The 17,853-nt window shown below is 72.3% G+C and carries 13 protein-coding genes; 6 read left to right on the top strand and 7 right to left on the bottom strand.

Going from position 1 to position 17,853, the window contains the following annotated elements:
- Positions 1 to 72 precede the first annotated feature (72 nt).
- Entirely contained in the window at positions 73 to 2,064 is a 1,992-nt protein-coding gene (locus ACWGN5_RS17805; protein WP_453516010.1) for an exo-alpha-sialidase, read from the bottom strand.
- A 255-nt stretch (positions 2,065 to 2,319) separates the two neighbouring features.
- Positions 2,320 to 4,119 carry a serine hydrolase gene (locus tag ACWGN5_RS17800; protein WP_453516008.1) on the bottom strand — a complete coding sequence of 600 codons (1,800 nt, stop codon included), beginning with the start codon at positions 4,117 to 4,119 and terminating at the stop codon, positions 2,320 to 2,322.
- A gap of 117 nt (positions 4,120 to 4,236) precedes the next feature.
- Between ACWGN5_RS17800 and ACWGN5_RS17795 the strand changes: the two genes are divergently transcribed.
- Both ACWGN5_RS17795 and ACWGN5_RS17790 read left to right on the top strand, forming a co-directional pair.
- Positions 4,237 to 5,349, top strand: coding sequence for an NAD(P)H-dependent flavin oxidoreductase (locus tag ACWGN5_RS17795; protein WP_453516005.1), 1,113 nt, complete (start codon positions 4,237 to 4,239; stop codon positions 5,347 to 5,349).
- Positions 5,346 to 6,896 carry an acyl-CoA synthetase gene (locus tag ACWGN5_RS17790; protein WP_453516002.1) on the top strand — a complete coding sequence of 517 codons (1,551 nt, stop codon included), beginning with the start codon at positions 5,346 to 5,348 and terminating at the stop codon, positions 6,894 to 6,896. The genes ACWGN5_RS17795 and ACWGN5_RS17790 overlap by 4 nt, the downstream gene beginning before the upstream one ends.
- Here ACWGN5_RS17790 and ACWGN5_RS17785 read toward each other — a convergent pair.
- Both ACWGN5_RS17785 and ACWGN5_RS17780 read right to left on the bottom strand, forming a co-directional pair.
- Positions 6,893 to 7,540 (bottom strand): DNA alkylation repair protein, encoded by a 648-nt coding sequence (locus tag ACWGN5_RS17785; RefSeq protein WP_453516179.1) that lies wholly within the window; start codon positions 7,538 to 7,540, stop codon positions 6,893 to 6,895. The two genes, ACWGN5_RS17790 and ACWGN5_RS17785, sit on opposite strands and share 4 nt — an antisense overlap.
- Positions 7,541 to 7,693: 153 nt before the next feature.
- Positions 7,694 to 8,527, bottom strand: a complete 834-nt coding sequence (locus tag ACWGN5_RS17780; protein ID WP_453516000.1) for a nitroreductase/quinone reductase family protein — start codon at positions 8,525 to 8,527, stop codon at positions 7,694 to 7,696.
- 153 nt (positions 8,528 to 8,680) lie between these two features.
- On the opposite strand from ACWGN5_RS17780, the gene ACWGN5_RS17775 reads away from it, so the two are divergent.
- A complete protein-coding gene (locus ACWGN5_RS17775; RefSeq protein WP_362650884.1) occupies positions 8,681 to 9,085 on the top strand; it encodes a MarR family winged helix-turn-helix transcriptional regulator in 405 nt (134 codons plus the stop codon).
- A 42-nt stretch (positions 9,086 to 9,127) separates the two neighbouring features.
- A complete protein-coding gene (locus ACWGN5_RS17770; protein ID WP_453515997.1) occupies positions 9,128 to 10,234 on the top strand; it encodes a calcium:proton antiporter in 1,107 nt (368 codons plus the stop codon).
- Here ACWGN5_RS17770 and ACWGN5_RS17765 read toward each other — a convergent pair.
- Positions 10,224 to 12,704: a penicillin acylase family protein gene (locus ACWGN5_RS17765; RefSeq protein ID WP_453515994.1), complete on the bottom strand. Its 2,481-nt coding sequence runs from the start codon at positions 12,702 to 12,704 to the stop codon at positions 10,224 to 10,226. The two genes, ACWGN5_RS17770 and ACWGN5_RS17765, sit on opposite strands and share 11 nt — an antisense overlap.
- A gap of 114 nt (positions 12,705 to 12,818) precedes the next feature.
- On the opposite strand from ACWGN5_RS17765, the gene ACWGN5_RS17760 reads away from it, so the two are divergent.
- Positions 12,819 to 14,330: a fatty acyl-CoA synthetase gene (locus ACWGN5_RS17760; RefSeq protein ID WP_453515992.1), complete on the top strand. Its 1,512-nt coding sequence runs from the start codon at positions 12,819 to 12,821 to the stop codon at positions 14,328 to 14,330.
- On the opposite strand, the gene ACWGN5_RS17755 is transcribed toward ACWGN5_RS17760, so the two are convergent.
- Together ACWGN5_RS17755 and paaK are read right to left on the bottom strand one after the other, a co-directional pair.
- The gene (locus ACWGN5_RS17755) at positions 14,321 to 14,704 is read right to left on the bottom strand and encodes a VOC family protein (RefSeq protein WP_453515990.1); all 384 of its coding nucleotides are present in this window, start codon (positions 14,702 to 14,704) and stop codon (positions 14,321 to 14,323) included. The genes ACWGN5_RS17760 and ACWGN5_RS17755 overlap by 10 nt on opposite strands.
- Positions 14,705 to 14,727: 23 nt before the next feature.
- Positions 14,728 to 16,014 (bottom strand): phenylacetate--CoA ligase PaaK, encoded by a 1,287-nt coding sequence (paaK, locus tag ACWGN5_RS17750; RefSeq protein WP_453515988.1) that lies wholly within the window; start codon positions 16,012 to 16,014, stop codon positions 14,728 to 14,730.
- A gap of 300 nt (positions 16,015 to 16,314) precedes the next feature.
- On the opposite strand from paaK, the gene ACWGN5_RS17745 reads away from it, so the two are divergent.
- Entirely contained in the window at positions 16,315 to 17,736 is a 1,422-nt protein-coding gene (locus ACWGN5_RS17745) for a family 2B encapsulin nanocompartment shell protein (RefSeq protein WP_453515987.1), read from the top strand.
- Positions 17,737 to 17,853: the final 117 nt, after the last annotated feature.

The following is a 17,853-nucleotide window of genomic DNA, read 5'->3' as shown; positions in this document are numbered from 1 at the left end:
CCCGGCGGCGCGGCTCCGGGAAGGACGGCCGGTGCCCGTCCGGGCACCGGCCGTCCCGTGCGTCTCGACCGGTTACCAGAGGGTGGAGAAGCCGAGGCGGAGCTTCTCCTCGCCGGTCCTCACGGCCAGGGAGCCGTTCTTCACGTCGGCCGCTTCGGCGTCGGTCAGCGCGGTGCTGAAGAGCCGCACGTCGTCCAGGGTGCCGCGGAAGAGCTGCGCCACACCGGGCGGCTGGTTCGGGAAGTCGGGCCGGGCGCCGATGTGGATGTTGAACTCACCCGCGGGGGTGAGGTTCCGCTCGCTCGCCGAGGCCCCGGCCGGCATGGCCGCGGTGGCCCCGGTGCCGCCGTCCACGGCGAGACGGAGCGTGAGGCCCTGGCGGGTGAACACGACGTGGTGCCACTGGCCGTCGTTGTACGAGGAGGGCAGCGTCACCTCGGTGGTGCCGATGTCCGTGCCGACGGTGCCGCGCAGCACACCGGTGCCGGGTTCGGCCCGGACCGAGAAGTGCCGGCCGGTCATGCCGTACGCCCAGACGATCGGCAGGGTGCCGGTCGTGGCGTCGTGCTTGAACCAGGCCGTGACGGTGAAGTCCTTGTCCTCGACCCGCAGGGACGGCGAGCAGACGAGACGCAGGTAGTCGTCCGAGCCGTCGAAGTCCATGGCGACGCCGTCGAGGCGCGTGCCGAGCTTCGCCCCGCCGTGGACGATGGCGTGGTTGCCGGCCTCGCCGGCGGCCTTGACGCGCGTGTCGGAGGTACGCGGACGGCGCAACTCGGTCTCGGAGGCCTTCATGGCGTCCTCGGTGAAGGCGGCGAAGACGACGTTGCCGTGCGGGATGTTGCCGGCCGTCTCGTACACGATGCCGACGGAACCGTTCGGCAGCAGCGCCAGATCGGAGTAACCGGTGCGGTCCGCCGACACCAGGGTGCCGACGGTCCTCCAGCTCTTCCCCTCGTCGTACGAGGAGCGGACGGCGAGCTCACGCCGGTCCTCCAGTGCGCTCGGGCCGAGGCGGGAGGCACCCGAATACAGCAGCTGGTCGGGCTTCCCGTCCTGGTCCGCGGCGTGCAGCCGAAGGAGCGAGCCGAACACCGGGGAGGTGTCCAGGTTGGCCACCTGGGTGAAGGGGGCCGCGAACGATCCGCCGCCGTCGGTGGCCACGGCGTCGAGCCGGTGCTCGTTGGTCAGGCAGTGCGTGGGCGCGGAGTTGCGGGCGTTGACGTAGACGTTGCCGTCGACGGTCTCGGCGACCGTCAGCTCCCCCGGGTAGGCACCGGACTTGCTCACCTCGGAGGTGGCGCCGAGCGACCAGGTGAGGCCGCCGTCGTCGCTGATGTACAGCTGGCCGCCCGCGGTCGTGTCCCCGCCGGCCGTGTGGTCGCCGGGGACGACCAGCCGGCCGTGGTGCGGCCCGCGGCCGAGCTGGATTCCGTGGCCGGGGCCGGTGGAGACCCAGCCCCAGCCCTCGGCCTTGAGCTGCGGCTGCGGCACGCTCGCCGACCAGGTCAGGCCGCCGTCCATGCTGTGGACGGCGTGGACCGTGCGTGCGTACCCGGTGCGGCTGGGCTTGGCCGTGTCGTGGTTCCAGTCGCTGCTGGAGTAGAGGAGCGTGATCCGGCCGGTGACCGCGTCCACGACGGGCGCGGGGTTGCCGTGGGCCAGCTCGTCCGAGGCGCCGACGACGATCTGGAGGGGCTGCCAGGTCGCGCCTCCGTCGAGGGACCTCTTGAGCACGAGGTCGTTGTCGCCGACGTCGTGGCAGCCGGTGGTCGTCGCCCGGGTGCGGCCCTCGGCGAAGGCGAGGAGGACGCCGGTCCTGCTCGTGACGACGGCGGGTATGCGGGTGCAGTAGTAGTTCTCCCGCGCCTTGAACGGCACGGTGGACACCTGCTTCGCGACCTCCGGCGCGGCGGTCGTGGCGGTCGTCGAGGCGGCGGCGGGCGTCTGCGGCGTGACCGCGAGGGCGACCGCCGCCAGGACGGCGAGGGAGAGCGCGCAGAACCACGCGGACAGCGCGAAGTGGCGAGCGCCCGGTGGACGGCGCTCGGACAAGGGCAGCATGAAGGGACACCTCTTACGAAAGGGAAAGCGGAGGCGATGGATGATGGGGCGGCTGGGCCGGGACGCGGTTGTGCCGCGCTCGTCAGCGGGCCGGTTGCGGCGACCCCCGCGCAGTGGAAGGCACCGCGAACGGGCGACGCGACAGACGCTCGCCTCGGCGTTCGTCCCATCCCCCCGGTGAGATCTCCCGGCGGTGACGCTACCTCATGTGATCATGTGTGCGCAGCCTGCCGCCGACGGTTCGTCAGCTCGGGCTCAATCGGCCGACCTGGTCCAGCCGTTCGCCTCGATCCGCGCCCCGTCCGCCGGCCGCGCCTCGTCGAACACCGGCAGCCCGGTCCCGTCGAGGAGCCGCAGCCCGTCGACGTACACGCCCCTCCCCACGTACCGCCGGTCCGTGGCGTACCGCCAGCGCAGGACGGCGTTCGGGTCGGGCAGCGCCGCGGACACGGTGTGCCAGACGCGGCCGGACCAGCCGCCGACCGTGCCCGAGGGGTGTTCGGTGGGCCCGTCGGTGGTGAAGGGCACCGGCCGCCAGCTCGTGCCGCCGTCGGCCGAGGCCTCCAGCGAGACCGGGTCGGCGCCCGGCTCGGTGTCCCACCACAGCGCGCACTCCAGGCGTGCGGCGCCCGCCACGTGAGGGAGCGTCAGGGTGGCGGTCGTGGCGTTCGCCATGCCGGAGAACCAGGCTGTGCGGCCACGGGCCGGCCGGACGGGCACGGCCCTGGCCAGCCGGTCCGCCGTGGCGACGCGCGGCGCGGAGCCGGAGCGCCAGGACCGCACCGGGTGCACGGAGTTGCCGAGCACGATCAGGAACGCGTCGGTCGTCGGGTCGAGGACGAGGCTGGTGCCGGTGAAGCCGGTGTGCCCGGCCGTCCGCGGGGTGGCCATCGCGCCCATGTACCAGTGCTGGTAGAGCTCGAAGCCGAGTCCGTGCTCGTCGCCGGGGAAGGCGGTGTTGAAGTCGGTGAACATCAGCTCCACCGACGCGGGGGAGAGGATCCGGGCCCGGCCGTACGCGCCGCCGTTGAGCAGCGTGCGGGCGAGGATCGCGAGGTCCCAGGCACGGGAGAAGATCCCGGCGTGGCCGGCGACGCCGCCGAGGCCGTAGGCGTTCTCGTCGTGGACCTCGCCCCACACCATGCCCCGGTCGAGGCCGGACCAGGGCTTCCGGGCGTCCTCGGTGGCGGCGATCTCCGGCCGCCAGGAGGGCGGTGGGTTGAACCGCGTGCGGTGCATCCCGAGCGGAGCGGTGATCTCGTCGTGGAGCAGGGTGTCCAGACCGAGACCGGTGATCTCTTCCAGGATCAGCTGGAGCGAGATCAGGTTGAGGTCGGAGTAGAGGTACGCGGTCCCCGGCGGGTTCGCCGGGGTCTCGGCCCACAGCAGCCGCAGCTTCCCCTCCCGCGTCGGCTCCCGGTAGAGCGGGATCCACGACCGGAACCCGGAGGTGTGGGTGAGCAGCTGCCGCACGGTGACGTCCTGCTTCCCGCCCCCGCCGAACTCCGGCAGGTACGCGGTGACCTTCGCCTCCAGCTCGAGGGCTCCGCGCTCGATCTGCTGCACCGCCAGGAGCGAGGTGAACAGCTTGGAGACCGAGGCCAGGTCGAAGACGGTGTCCTCGGTCATCGGGATCTGCCGCTCCGGCGGCAGCTCGACGCCGGTGTCGGTCTTCTCGTCGTACGCCGCGTACCGCACGGCCGAGCCGATCGCCCGGTGCAGCGCGACGGTCCCGCCCCGCCCGGCGAGCAGGACGGCGCCCGCGTACCAGGGGTGCGCGGGGGAAGGCCCGAGGAAACGTTCGGCCTCGGCCACGAGTCCGTCCAGGTGCGGCGCGAGCAGCCCGGCCCGCTCCGCGGACCCGCGCCGCAGCGTGGTCCGCCGCGCGGCGGACCACGCACCGTCCGTGGCCCCCGATCCCGCCCCCGGCGGCGGCCCCTCCGCGGCCGCCGCCCCCGGCACCGCACCGATCATCAGCGCCCCTCCCAGGGCCAGCACCCCGCCGCCGAACGCGCGGCGGCTCGGCCTTCCGTCTCGTTTCGCTCGCTCCGTCATGCCCACCCTCTCCCACCGGACGCGGTGGCGAAACGCAGACGCACCGTCCCCAAAGAATCTGACGTTGCGTCAGAAAACCTCTTCCCTCCGCCGCGCCGCTGCGGCATCCTGCCGCCCATGGAGACGGAGCTGAGTCGCACACTGGGGATCGAGCACGCCATCTTCGGCTTCACGCCCTTCCCCGCGGTGGCCGCCGCACTCACCAGAGCCGGCGGCTTCGGCGTCCTCGGCGCGGTCCGCTACACCGCGCCCGACGACCTCGCCCGCGACCTCGACTGGATGCAGGAGCACACCGACGGCCTGCCCTACGGCCTCGACGTCGTGATGCCCGCGAAGAAGGCGGTCGACGGGATCGGTGAGGCCGAGATCGAGGCGATGATCCCCGAGGAGCACCGGGCGTTCGTCCGTGCCACCCTCGCCAAGCACGGGGTCCCCGAACTGGCCGAGGGCGAGGCCTCCGGCTGGCGGATCACCGGCTGGATGGAGCAGGTCGCCCGCAGCCAGCTCGACGTGGCCTTCGACTACCCGATCAAACTCCTCGCCAACGCCCTCGGCTCCCCACCGCCCGACGTCGTCGCCCGCGCCCACGACCACGGCGTCCTCGTCGCCGCCCTCGCCGGCAGCGCCCGCCACGCCCGCCACCACGCCGACGCCGGCATCGACATCGTCGTCGCCCAGGGGTACGAGGCGGGCGGCCACACCGGCGAGATCACCTCCATGGTCCTCACCCCCGAGGTCGTCGAGGCCGTCTCCCCGCTGCCCGTGCTCGCCGCCGGCGGCATCGGCAGCGGCGAGCAGATCGCCGCCGGACTCGCCCTCGGCGCCCAGGGCGTCTGGCTCGGCTCGATCTGGCTCACCACCACCGAGGCGGAACTGCACTCCCGCGCCCTCACCGCCAAGCTCCTCGCGGCCGGCTCCGGCGACACGGTCCGCTCGCGCGCCCTCACCGGCAAGCCCGCCCGCCAGCTCCGTACCGAATGGACCGACGCCTGGGACGACCCGGCGGGCCCGGGCCCGCTCCCCATGCCGCTCCAGGGACTCCTGGTCGCCGAGGCCGTGTCCCGCATCCAGAAGTACGAGGTCGAGCCGCTGCTCGGCACCCCCGTCGGACAGATCGTCGGCCGGATGAACTCCGAGCGCAGCGTGCAGCAGGTCGTCGACGAGCTCACCCGCGGCTTCGAGAAGGCCGTCGACCGCATCAACCGCATCGCCGGACGGAGCACCCAGTGACACAAGGACCCACCGGATTCTGGGCCCAGGCCGCCGCCGACCCCGGTCGCACCGTCCTCGTCGCACCCGACGGCGAGGAGTGGTCCGCCGGCCGGCTGCACGCCGAGGCCAACCGGCTCGTGCACGGCCTGCGCGCCGCCGGCCTGGAGCGCGGCGACGCGTTCGCCGTCGTCCTGCCGAACGGCCCCGAGTTCTTCACCGCCCATCTCGCCGCCACCCAGGCCGGGTTCTACCTCGTCCCCGTCAACCACCACTTCGTCGGCCCCGAGATCGCCTGGATCGTCGCCGACTCCGGCGCCAAGGTCCTCGTCGCCCACGAGCGGTTCGCCGAGGCCGTGACCCTCGCCGCCGACGAGGCCGGACTCGCGCCCACCCACCGGTACGCCGTCGGCACGGTCCCCGGCTTCCGCCCGTACGCCGAACTCCTCGACGGACAGGACGGATCCGCGCCCGCCGACCGCACCCTCGGCTGGGTCATGAACTACACCTCCGGCACCACCGGCCGGCCCCGGGGCATCCGCCGCCCGCTCCCCGGCAGGCTCCCCGAGGAGACCCATCTCGGCGGCTTCCTCGGCATCTTCGGCATCCGGCCGGCCGATGGCAACGTCCACCTGGTCTGCTCGCCGCTCTACCACACGGCCGTGCTCCAGTTCGCCGCCGCCGCCCTGCACATCGGGCACCCGCTGGTCCTGATGGACCGGTGGACACCGGAGGAGATGCTCCGCCTCATCGACCGGTACGCCTGCACCCACACGCACATGGTCCCCACCCAGTTCCACCGTCTGCTCGCCCTCCCCGCCGAGGTACGGGAGCGGTACGACGTCTCCTCCATGCGCCACGCCATCCACGGCGCCGCACCCTGCCCCGAGCACGTCAAGCGGGCGATGATCGACTGGTGGGGCCGGTGCGTCGAGGAGTACTACGCGGCCAGCGAGGGCGGCGGCGCCTTCGCCACCGCCGAGGAGTGGCTCAAGAAGCCGGGGACCGTCGGCCGGGCCTGGCCCATCAGCGAACTCGCCGTCTTCGACGACGACGGCAGGCGGCTGCCGCCCGGCGAACTCGGCACCGTCTACCTCAAGATGAACACCGGCGGCTTCCAGTACCACAAGGACGAGGCGAAGACCGCGAAGAACCGCATCGGCGACTTCTTCACCGTCGGCGACCTCGGCGTCCTCGACGAGGACGGCTACCTCTTCCTCCGCGACCGCAAGATCGACATGATCATCTCCGGCGGGGTCAACATCTACCCCGCCGAGATCGAGGCGGCGCTGCTCGCCCACCCCGCCGTCGCGGACGCCGCCGCCTTCGGCATCCCGCACGCCGACTGGGGCGAGGAGGTGAAGGCGGTCGTCGAGGCGGCCGAGGGGTACGAGCCGGGGCCCGCGCTCGCCGCCGAGATCCTGGCCCACTGCGGGGACCGCCTCGCCGGCTTCAAACGCCCGAAGTCGGTCGACTTCGTCGCGGCCATGCCCCGGGACCCGAACGGCAAGCTGTACAAGCGCCGCCTCCGCGACCCGTACTGGGAAGGCAGGGAGCGGCCCCTCTAGATCCCCGACTCCTTCCGGCGCACCATCTCGCCGATCCAGACGGGGGCGTACGGGGAGGTGCAGCCTGGGGAGGTCGGATAGTCCTTGAGGACCTGGAGCCGCTCACCGATGCCGACGGCCCGGGCGCGGTACTCGGGATGCTCGATGCCGATCTGGGCCAGGCAGTGGTTCATCGCCCACTGCAGGCGGTCGGAAGCGTCCTTCATCTCCGCCTCGATGACGTCGAGCAGCCCGGGGAGGTCGAGGCCCTCGGGCTGCTTCGCCACGCGCGCGGTGGTCAGCGCCCAGCCGGCGCTCGCGACCACCGGGTCGGGATCGGCGAGCCAGGCGAGGCGCAGCTCCTCGGCGTGCGGGCTCTTCTTCACCACGTAGTTCACGAGCCAGTCGTGCACCTTGGGGGCGCGGGCCTCGCGCACCATGCGGTCGAGGTCGTCCCGCGCGAACGCCTTCGGGCGGCAGACCAGGAGGGAGAGGAGCCGGGCGGCGGTGTCGTCCGTCTCCCAGAGCCGGACCGCGAGCTCCTGCTGCGTCCTCAGCCGCTTCGCGAGCGCGCGCAGCTTGCCGAGGTTCACCCCGTGGTCGTCGCCGTGCCGCTCGTTGACCTCGCGTGCCTTCGGGTCGTCGAGCTCCGCCAGCTCGGCCATCACCTCGGCCAGCGCCGTCTCCGCCACCTCGTCCTCCTGTCCGTCGCGTGTGGAATGCAGCCTATGCGGGACGCGCGCCGGGTCAGGCAAATCCCCACCGCCGCGTGGAAGCAGGTCCAAGCCCGCGTCGAGGGCTGGCGCGTCCGACCGGCGCTACGGTGCCAGGGCCGGGAGCAGCTGGGACTCCTCGTAGGCGAAGTGCTCCTCCAGGCTCGTCGCGAGCCGGTCGACCTCGGTGCGCAGGGTCGCCGGGTCGGCGCCGGAGGCCAGCAGGGTCTCCAGCTCGCCGACCGTGCGGGCGACCACCTCGTGCTCCCGGCGCATCCGGTCGAGGGAGTCGGCGAGGTCCGGGAACTGGCGCTCCAGGAGCTCGAAGACGCCGTCCTCGTTGTGGTGGTGGGCGTGGAGCGCGCCGCAGAAGCCGAGGCAGTGGCGGGCGAGCTGCCGCCCGAGCGTCGGCGCCGGGGATCCCAGGCCCTCGCGGAGCGCGGCGAGTTCGGCGCGGAGCTCGTCGTGGACCTTGACGAGGTGGGCGGCGATCGCCCGGTGCCGGGCCGGGTCCGTGAGGTCCACGCGGTGCAGGGCGACGACGGGGATGACCCGGTCCGTGCCGGCCTGGTAGGCGGCGAAGGCGGGATCCCGGGCGGACTGCTCCGCGTACAGCCGGTCCCGCTCCTCGCCCTCCGTCACCACCGCCCTCGCCGCGAAGCGTTCGACGGACCCGTCGGGGGTGCCGAGTTCGACGGTGACGTGCGCGTCGGCGCGGAGGTTGTGGAACCAGGCCGGGTGCTTCGGTCCGCCGGCGTTCGACGCGAAGACGAGCAGCCGGGCCCCGTCGCGTACGTACACGGCGGGGTTGGTGTGGGGCCGGCCGGTGCGGGCACCGGTCGTGGTGAGGAGGAGTAAGGAGGCGCCTTCGAACATCCCGCCCACGCGGCCGCCGTTGGCCCGGAACTCCTCGATGACCTGCTGATTGAAGTCGGACATGAGGGTGCCCTTCGGTAGCATCGGTCACGACAGATCTATTTGCTTTGAAAGCAAAGCTAAATCGGAGGGTGCAGGGTGTCAACCGTGGACGAGGGCGCCCGGCGCGCCGACGGACCGGACGTCGACGACGCCGTCCGTACGCTGCTGCTGCTCATGCCCCGGATGGTCGGGCGGGTCAAGCGCATCAAGATCCCCGACGAGCTGCAGTCCCTCACCCTGGCGCCCCGTCACCTCTCCCTCCTCGCCTATCTCCTCTTCGACGGGCCGCTCGGCGTCAACGAACTCGCCGCCCGCCTGGAGGTCGCCCCGACCACCGTGAGCCTGATGGTCGGCGACCTCGCCAAGAAGGGAGTCCTGGAGCGGGCCGAGGACCCCGCCGACCGGCGGCGGAAGATCGTCTCCATCGCCGAGGCGCACCGCCCCGCCATCGACGGCTGGCTGGGCCGCAGTGCCGGAGCCTGGCGCGCGGCCCTCGCGCCGCTCGGTCCGGCGGAACGACGGATGTTCGTCGAGACCCTCGCCGCCTACGAGAACGGCCTTGCCGATCCCGAGGGCTGAGCGAATCGGGCGTAAAGGACCTCTTGTGGCAATATGCGGATCATGAGTTCGACGGTGACGGCAAGGGCACGGCAGTGGACCACCTGGGGGCCGGTGGTGGCGGCGCTTGTGCTCGCCCTCGCCTGGGGGCGCGAGCTCCCGGGCTTCGCGGTGGGGATCGTCGTCGTCTGTCTGTTCGCCGGGGTGCTCTCGGCCGTCCATCACGCCGAGGTCATCGCCCACCGCATCGGCGAACCCTTCGGCTCCCTCGTCCTCGCCGTGGCCGTGACCGTCATCGAGGTCGGACTGATCGTCATGCTGATGATCGGAGGCGGGGACAAGGCGACGAGCTACGCACGGGACACGGTCTTCGCCGCCGTCATGATCACGTGCAACGGCATCGTCGGCCTCTCCCTGCTCGTCGGCGCGCTGCGCAACCGGGTCGCCGTCTTCAACGCGGAGGGTTCCGGGGGCGAGCTCGCCGTCGTCTGCACCCTCGCGACCATGACGCTCGTCCTGCCGACCTTCACGACGAGCCACCCGGGCCCCGAGTTCTCCGCCGCGCAGCTCGCCTTCGCCGCGGTCTCCTCGCTCATCCTCTACGGGGTGTTCGTCGCCGTGCAGACGGTCCGGCACCGCGACTACTTCCTGCCCGTGCCGCGGCCGGACCGGGGGATCCCGGAGTCGGAGGACGAGCACGCCGCGCCGCCCACCGCCCGCGACGCCTGGTTCAGCCTCGGTCTGCTCGTGGTCGCGCTCGTCGCCGTCGTCGGCAACGCCAAGCTCGTCTCGCCCACCATCGAGGACGCCGTCGCCTCCGCCGGCCTGCCCAAGGCGGTCGTCGGTGTCGTCATCGCCCTGATGGTGCTGCTTCCCGAGACCCTCGCCGCCGTACGGGCGGCGAGCCGGGACCGCATGCAGACCAGCATGAACCTGGCGTACGGCTCGGCCATCGCCAGCATCGGCCTGACGATCCCCTCGATCGCGCTCGCCTCGATCTGGCTGGACGGGCCCCTGATCCTCGGCCTGGGGCCCCTCCACATGGTGCTGCTCGTGCTGACGGCCGTGGTGGGCGCCCTGACGGTGGTGCCGGGACGGGCCACCCTCCTTCAGGGCAGCGTCCACCTCTCGATCTTCGCCGCCTTCGTGTTCCTGTCGTTCAGCCCCTGACCACGACCACCTTCAGGTCGGGCGAGCGCAGGATGTCCTTCTCGCAGAACCGGGAGGTCACCCAGCGCTCGCCCGCGAACAGCCGGGTCTGGTCGCTGAAGTGCGGGGAGGCCGGGTTCGAGGACTGGGAGTAGGAGAGCAGGGTGCGGGCCACCGGGCACCGGCTCCCGTCCCAGCCGACCGCCTGCACGTGGCTGGTCCCGTGCGTGATCTCCACATAGCCGCCGCCCGCCGCGTTCCACACGGGCTCGGTCTTGTTCCAGACGCCCAGCGCCTCGGTCCCGCCGCTCACCGGGATCCGTTCCCCGTTCCGTACGACGAACTGGTGGGCGCCGAGCGGTGCGTCCAGGGCGATGCCCGCCGCCCGCAGTTCCGCCGCCGCGGCCTTGAGGGCCTGAGCGAAGCCGGGCGCCTCCGTGTTGAGGGTGTGCGGGGTGCGGACCGGGTCGGCCGCGGAGAACGGCACCTTCCACTGCGCGGCCGGCTGCACCGTGGCGGTGAACTTCCGCCAGAAGCGGTCGAAGAGCAGTGCGCCCCGGCTGTCGGTGTCCACCGTCCGGTCCCAGTCCCCGAGCACCCGGCAGACCTCCGGGTCCTCCGGCAGCACCGACGCGCAGGCCCTCGCCGCGTCGGCCGCCGCCAGGTCGCCTGCGGTCGCCCGGTTCGCGAACTGCTGGCGCTGGAGGTCGGCCACCGTGAGCCCGCCCCGGTCCGCCATCGCCGCCACGTCCTCGATCCCGCCCCGGGTGCGCAGCGAGCGCGGGGTGGCGATCGTGCCGAAGATCCGCTCGTAACCGGTCAGCGGCCGGTCGGCGTTGGCCAGCCAGGCGCTGTCGTTGGAGTTCTCCACGTACGGGGTGTCCCGGAGGACGGGCATCCGCGCCGGGCCGAAGACCCCCGGCTGCACCGCGTCGGCGTCGGAGCCGAGCGCACAGTCCGAGCGCGAGCCGTCGAGCACGGCGACGCCCGAGGCCGGGTAGGTGGCCCGGCCGAGCGGGGTGGAGCAGCGCGCGGCGAGCTCGTCGGTGATCCGGGGGAGCACCTGGGACTGGGCGAAGAGGGAGTGTCCGGCGGAGTCCGCCGCGATCGTGTTGATCCAGGGCAGCCCCTGAGTGCGCGTCAGGGTGTCGGCGATGTCCTGCGTGGACCGCGCCTTCGCGAAGCCGAGGGTGGTGTCGGAGCCGCGCAGGTTGGCGGCGTTGGGGTCGTTCAGCGCGTACGCCGTGGTCGTGGTCCACGGCAGCGGCAGCTGCGCGCCGAGGCCGCCGACGACGGGGCCGTACCGGGTCCACCACTGGGTACGGGTGACGGGGGCGCCGTCCTTGACCGCCACGGTCACCTCGCGCGCGGTCATCCGCTCCGGCCGGCCGTCCACCAGGTAGGAGGTCGGGTCGCCGGGGGCGAGCGTCAGCTGGTGCAGGTTGAGCGGCACCCCGGTGGCGACGGTGTGGCTCCAGGCGACCTTGTCGTTGAAGCCGACGCCGACGAGGGTCGTGCCGAGGAGCGAGGCGCCGGAGACGTTCAGCTCGCCCGGGATGGTCTGCTGCGACTGCCAGAAGCGGCGGCCGCCCTGCCACGGGTAGTGCGGGTTCCCCAGGAGCAGCCCGCGCCCGTTCGCCGTCGTGGCCCCGGAGAACGCGACGGCGTTGGAGCCCATGGTGGCGTTCTCGGGAGCGAACAGCTCGCGCGCCGCCTCGGCCGTACGGGCCGGGTCGGGGACGTCCGGGTCGGCGGCGCCCGAGCGCGCGGCCGACGGGGGAGCGGCGGCGGGCGGCGCGGCCGACGGGGGAGCGGCGGCGGGCGGCGTGGCGGCCGTGATGCCGTCCACGGCCCGGCCCTGACCGCCGAGCACCGAGACGGCGAAGCCGCGCCGGGCCACGTCGAGCGCGGTCACCGGGCGGACCCAGTCGGCGTCCGCGCAGGCCGGATCCGTGATCCGGTTCTTCCGCAGCCAGGCGTTGTAGCCGGCCGCCCAGCCCCGCATCAGCTCCTTCAGCTCCCGGCTCGGACCGGCCGGTGCGGGGGTTCCGAGGAGCTCCTCGACCGTGCCCGCGTCCTGCACGCCACGGAAGTACAGATCGCTGGAGAGGTTCGTCGTGGCGGAGGAGAGCGAGCCGTCCGGGGCGGCTCCCGGGCCGAAGTACCGGGAGCGTTCACCGTTCACGGTCAGGAAGCCGTCGGCGAGGACGCAGACCTGGTCGGCGGCCTGGGCCCAGCCCGTGCCGAACCCCAGGTTCGCGTAGTCCTTCGCCACGATGTGCGGGATGCCGTACTCGGTGTACCGGATGACGGCCGACAGGCCCCGGTCGGACGGATGACGTCCCCGGTCCCCGGAGTCGGCGGCCGCCGCGCCGGGCAGCGAGGCCGTGACGACGGCGAGGGCCGCGCCGGTGAGCGCCAGGTGTTTCAGACGGGTACGGAGGTGCAAGATGCCTCCCAACGGACGGATGAGCACGACGAGTTGGACCATGCACGCAGTTGCGCGGCCGCTTGTCAACATCCCGTTCGGTATCCGAGGTCCGGGTGGGTACGGCGCGCCGCACGGTACTTGACCTGCCGCCCGCTCCCCGCCGAGGATCACCGCATGGACCGACTCCTGAGCCGCACCGTCGACGGTTTCCTGCGCGCGAGCGCCCGGCGCGTGCCCGACCGGATCGCCCTCCGGTACGCCGAACGGACCTGGACGTACGCGGAGCTGGACGCCGCCGTCTCCACGGCCGCCGCCGTGCTGCGCGGGCCGGAGCACGGGATCGCCCTGCCGGAGTACGCCCGGGTCGCCACGTACGGCCACAACTCGGACGCCTACCTCATCGCGTTCCTCGCCTGCGCCCGGGCCGGCCTGATCCACGTACCGGTCAACCACCATCTGACCGGCGAGGACCTCGCGTACCTCCTGGAGCAGTCGGACAGCTCCCTCGTGCTCGCCGACCCCGCCCTCGCCGGGCGGATCCCCGAGGGCTTCGCCGTCAAGGCGCTGCGGGACGCGCCCGGTTCACTGCTCGACGCGCTCGCCGAACCGGAGGAGTACCTCACCGACCGCGACGCCCGCGACGTCGCCCAGCTGCTCTACACCTCGGGCACCACCGCACTCCCCAAGGGCGCGGTGATGACCCACCTCGCCCTCGCCCACGAGTACGCCAGCGCGATCGAGGCCCTCGACCTGAGCGAGGACGACCGGCCGGTGCACGCGCTGCCGCTCTACCACTCGGCGCAGATGCACGTCTTCCTGCTGCCCTACCTCGCCGTCGGCGCCGAGAACACGATCGTCGACGGACCCGACCCGGCCGTCCTGTTCGACCTCGTCGAGGCCGGCCGCGCCGACAGCCTCTTCGCCCCGCCGACCGTCTGGATCGCCCTCGCCAACCACCCCGAGTTCGCCGCCCGCGACCTCTCCGCCCTGCGCAAGGCCTACTACGGCGCCTCGATCATGCCCGTACCCGTCCTGGAACGGCTGCGCGCCCGGCTGCCCGAACTCGCCTTCTACAACTGCTTCGGCCAGTCGGAGATCGGCCCCCTCGCCACCGTCCTCGGCCCCGACGAGCACGAGGGCCGCATGGACTCCTGCGGCCGCCCGGTGCGCCACGTCGAGGCGCGCGTCGTCGGCGAGGACGGCGAGGACGTCCCCGACGGCACCCCCGGGGAGATCGTCTACCGCTCCCCGCAGCTCTGCGAGGGCTACTGGCGCAAGCCCGACGAGACCAAGGAGGCCTTCCGGGGCGGCTGGTTCCACTCCGGCGACCTCGCCGTCCGCGACGCCGAGGGCTATCTCACCATCGTCGACCGGGTGAAGGACGTCATCAACTCCGGCGGTGTGCTCGTCGCCTCACGCCAGGTCGAGGACGCGCTCTACACCCACCCCGGGGTCGCCGAGGTGGCCGTCATCGGCCTCCCCGACGACCGCTGGATCGAGGCGGTCACGGCCGTCGTCGTTCCGCGCGACGGGGTCACCGAGGCCGAACTCCTCGACCACGCACGCGAGAAGCTCGCCCACTTCAAGGCGCCGAAGCGCGTCTTCCTCGTGGACGCGCTTCCCCGCAACGCCAGCGGAAAGATCCTCAAGCGCGACCTGAGGGACCGCTTCGCCCCTCAGCCCTGAGCCTTCTCCTCCACCACACAGAGGATGTTGCCGTCAGTGTCCTTGAACCAGGCACCGCGCATGGTGTCCGTCTCGGCCACGCCGTCGACCGTCTTGATGCCAGGCAGGTCGTAGTCCTCGAAGGCGACGCCCTTGTCGCGCAGCTCCTTCATCTCACCGTCGAGGTCGTCGACCTTCCAGCTCGCCAGCGTGTGGCCGGCCTCGCCGCCCAGCGGGGTCTCGTACAGGCCGATCGTCGTGCCACCGCATTCGTACCTGGTGTCCTCGGGAGTCTCCTTCACCAGCGGAAGTCCGAGGGTCTCCGAGTAGAACCGCTTGGCCCGGGCCAAGTCCTTGACCGGAATGATCGCGGCTATGGGGGAGTCCGACAGCATCGCTACCACCTCCTCCCTCCAGGCTACGCGCCCCGGAGGTCCACGATCCGCTTGATCTTGCCCACCGAGCGCTCCAGCGTCTCCGGGTCGACCACCTCCACGTCCACCGAGACCCCGACCCCGTCCTTCACCGCCGCCGCGACCGCCCGGGCCGCCTCCGCACGCTCCTCGGGCGTCGCGTCCGGACGGGCCTCCGCCCGCACCGTCAGCCGGTCGAGCCGGCCCTCCCGGGTCAGCCGCAGCTGGAAGTGCGGGGCCACGCCCGGGGTGCGCAGCACGATCTCCTCGATCTGGGTGGGGAAGAGGTTCACCCCGCGCAGGATGATCATGTCGTCGCTGCGCCCGGTGACCTTCTCCATCCGGCGGAACACCCGCGCCGTCCCCGGCAGGAGCCGGGTGAGGTCCCGGGTCCGGTAGCGGATCACCGGCATGGCCTCCTTGGTGAGCGAGGTGAAGACCAGCTCGCCCTCCTCCCCGTCGGGCAGCACCTCGCCGGTGAACGGGTCCACGATCTCCGGGTAGAAGTGGTCCTCCCAGATGTGCAGGCCGTCCTTGGTCTCCACGCACTCCTGCGCCACGCCCGGCCCGATGACCTCCGACAGGCCGTAGATGTCGACCGCGTCGATCGCGAACCGCTCCTCGATCTCCTTGCGCATCTCCTCCGTCCACGGCTCCGCGCCGAAGACGCCCACCTGCAGCGAGGTCGAGCGGGGGTCCACGCCCTGCCGCTCGAACTCGTCGAGCAGCGTCAGCATGTACGAGGGGGTCACCATGATGATCTCGGGCCGGAAGTCCTGGATGAGCTGCACCTGGCGGGCCGTCATGCCGCCGGAGGCCGGGATCACCGTGCACCCCAGGCGCTCCGCGCCGTAGTGCGCGCCGAGGCCGCCGGTGAACAGCCCGTATCCGTACGCCACATGGACCTTGTGTCCGGGGCGCGCCCCGGCGGCGCGCAGGGAGCGGGCCACCACGTCGGCCCACATGTCCAGGTCGGCCTCGGTGTAGCCGACGACGGTCGGCCGGCCGGTGGTGCCGCTGGAGGCGTGGATCCGCCGGATCCGGGACCGGTCGACGGCGAACATGCCGAAGGGGTAGTGCTCGCGCAGGTCCGACTTGGCGGTGAACGGGAAACGGGCCAGGTCCGCGAGCGTACGGCAGTCGTCCGGGGTCAGTCCGGCCGCGTCGAAGGAGCGCCGGTAGAAGTCCACGTTCTCGTACGCGTGCCGCAGGGTGGCGCGCAGCCGCTCCAGCTGCAGGGCCGCCAGCTCCTCGCGTCCGAGCCGTTCGCCGCTGTCCAGCAGTTCCGTCATGCGCGCCACTCCTCCGCCGTCGTCAACGCCGTCGTAAAACGGACTACCGATCATTCGGTTGATCCGTTCCGGGTCAGTAAAACCGGAGGTACCCGGGGCTTGGCAAGGGGGTGGACGAACTTTCCCGCCCGTACGGCTGCCCGGACGGCGGAGCGCGAGGGGCGCTCGCGGGGCGGCCGCCGCCGTCCGGCGCTCCCACCCGTTCGCGCCGCACCCGGATGACGTACACCACTGTGCGTTACATCTGGACGCGGAGAGTCACGTACGAGAGTCCGCAAGCCCCCGGAAAGCGAGTCCCCCATGTCGGTCGACACCGAGCCCGCGGCCACCCCGCCCGCCGTCGAGATCCGCCAGGTCCAGCTCAGCCTCAGCACCAAGGCCGCCCGCAACCTCGCCACCACCACCAAGTCCGAACCCCAGATGCAGGGCATCAGCTCCCGCTGGCTGCTCCGCAAGCTCCCCTGGATCCACACCCCCGGCGGCGTCTACCGGGTCAACCGGCGCCTCTCGTACGTGGTCGGCGACGGCCGCGTCACCTTCGTCAAGAGCGGCTCCCGGGTCGAGGTCATCCCCGCCGAACTGGCCGAACTCCCGCTCCTGCGTGGCTTCGACGATCCCACCGCGCTCGGCGCCCTCGCCGACCGCTTCGTCCAGCAGGAGTTCGAGCCCGGCCAGGTCGTCGTGCACGCCGGCCGGCCGGCCGACCACGTCTACCTCATCGCCCACGGCAAGATCGAGAAGCTCGGCACCGGACAGTACGGCGACGAGACCCTCCTCGGGCGGCTCGGCGACGGCGACACCTTCGGCGGACAGGTGCTCGCCGGGGACGGGGCCTGGGACTTCACCGCCAAGGCCGTCACCGCCGTCACCCTCCTCGCGCTGCCCCGCACCGCCTACCTGGCCGTCGCCGAGCAGCACGGGAACCTCCGCGACCACGTGCTGAACGCCGGCTCCAACGGCCACCCCCGCTCCGTCAACCGGGCCGGCGAGGCCGCCATCGAGCTCAGCGCGGGCCACGTCGGCGAGGCCGCGCTGCCCGGCGCGTACGCGGACTACGAACTCAAGCCGCGCGAGTACGAACTCAGCGTCGCCCAGACCGTCCTGAAGGTGCACACCCGCGTCGCGGACCTCTACAACCAGCCCATGAACCAGACCGAGCAGCAGCTGCGTCTGACGGTCCAGGAGCTCCGCGAGCGCCAGGAGCACGAGCTCGTCAACAACCCCGAGTTCGGGCTGCTGCACAACACCGACTTCGACCAGCGCATCCAGACCCACTCGGGCCCGCCGACCCCGGACGACCTCGACGACCTGCTCAGCATGCGCCGCGACACCGACTACATCTTCGCCCACCCCCGCGCCATCGCCGCCTTCGGCAAGGAGTGCAACAAGCGCGGCCTCGTGCTCGGCACCGTCGACGTCGAGGGACGCCACATGCCCGCCTGGCGCGGGGTGCCCCTCCTGCCCTGCGGGAAGATCCCGGTCACCGACCGGCAGAGCTCCTCGATCATCGCCGTCCGCACCGGAGAGAACAACGAGGGCGTCATCGGCCTCCACCAGACCGGTCTGCCCGACGAGATCGAGCCCGGCCTCAACTGCCGTTTCATGGGCATCGACGAGAAGGCGATCATGTCCTACCTGGTGTCCGCCTACTACTCGGCCGCGATCCTCGTGCCCGACGCGGTCGGCATCCTCGAGAACGTCGAGGTGCGTCCGCGCGCATGACGGCCCGGGTCCGGCGCCGGGCCAAAACCCGTGCCCCGCGCCCGCCCCCCGGGCGGGGGTGGACCGCAAGGTACCCCACCCCCAGAGTGTCCAGTAACGACCCGTATAGTATAAAAA

Source organism: Streptomyces sp. NPDC055815 (assembly GCF_053616475.1).
The sequence above is the reverse complement of the archived record's forward strand: the minus strand, read 5'-3'. Positions and strand labels throughout refer to the sequence as shown.

Coding starts and splice junctions, on each gene's coding strand:
- ACWGN5_RS17775 (WP_362650884.1), top strand. CDS start 8,681: ATGCCCCGGATGGTCGGGCGGGTCAAGCGCATCAAGATCCCCGACGAG.
- ACWGN5_RS17755 (WP_453515990.1), bottom strand. CDS start 14,704: ATGCTGTCGGACTCCCCCATAGCCGCGATCATTCCGGTCAAGGACTTG.
- ACWGN5_RS17760 (WP_453515992.1), top strand. CDS start 12,819: ATGGACCGACTCCTGAGCCGCACCGTCGACGGTTTCCTGCGCGCGAGC.
- ACWGN5_RS17785 (WP_453516179.1), bottom strand. CDS start 7,540: ATGGCCGAGCTGGCGGAGCTCGACGACCCGAAGGCACGCGAGGTCAAC.
- ACWGN5_RS17780 (WP_453516000.1), bottom strand. CDS start 8,527: ATGTCCGACTTCAATCAGCAGGTCATCGAGGAGTTCCGGGCCAACGGC.
- ACWGN5_RS17805 (WP_453516010.1), bottom strand. CDS start 2,064: ATGCTGCCCTTGTCCGAGCGCCGTCCACCGGGCGCTCGCCACTTCGCG.
- ACWGN5_RS17795 (WP_453516005.1), top strand. CDS start 4,237: ATGGAGACGGAGCTGAGTCGCACACTGGGGATCGAGCACGCCATCTTC.
- ACWGN5_RS17745 (WP_453515987.1), top strand. CDS start 16,315: ATGTCGGTCGACACCGAGCCCGCGGCCACCCCGCCCGCCGTCGAGATC.
- ACWGN5_RS17765 (WP_453515994.1), bottom strand. CDS start 12,704: ATGGTCCAACTCGTCGTGCTCATCCGTCCGTTGGGAGGCATCTTGCAC.
- ACWGN5_RS17770 (WP_453515997.1), top strand. CDS start 9,128: ATGAGTTCGACGGTGACGGCAAGGGCACGGCAGTGGACCACCTGGGGG.
- ACWGN5_RS17800 (WP_453516008.1), bottom strand. CDS start 4,119: ATGACGGAGCGAGCGAAACGAGACGGAAGGCCGAGCCGCCGCGCGTTC.
- paaK (WP_453515988.1), bottom strand. CDS start 16,014: ATGACGGAACTGCTGGACAGCGGCGAACGGCTCGGACGCGAGGAGCTG.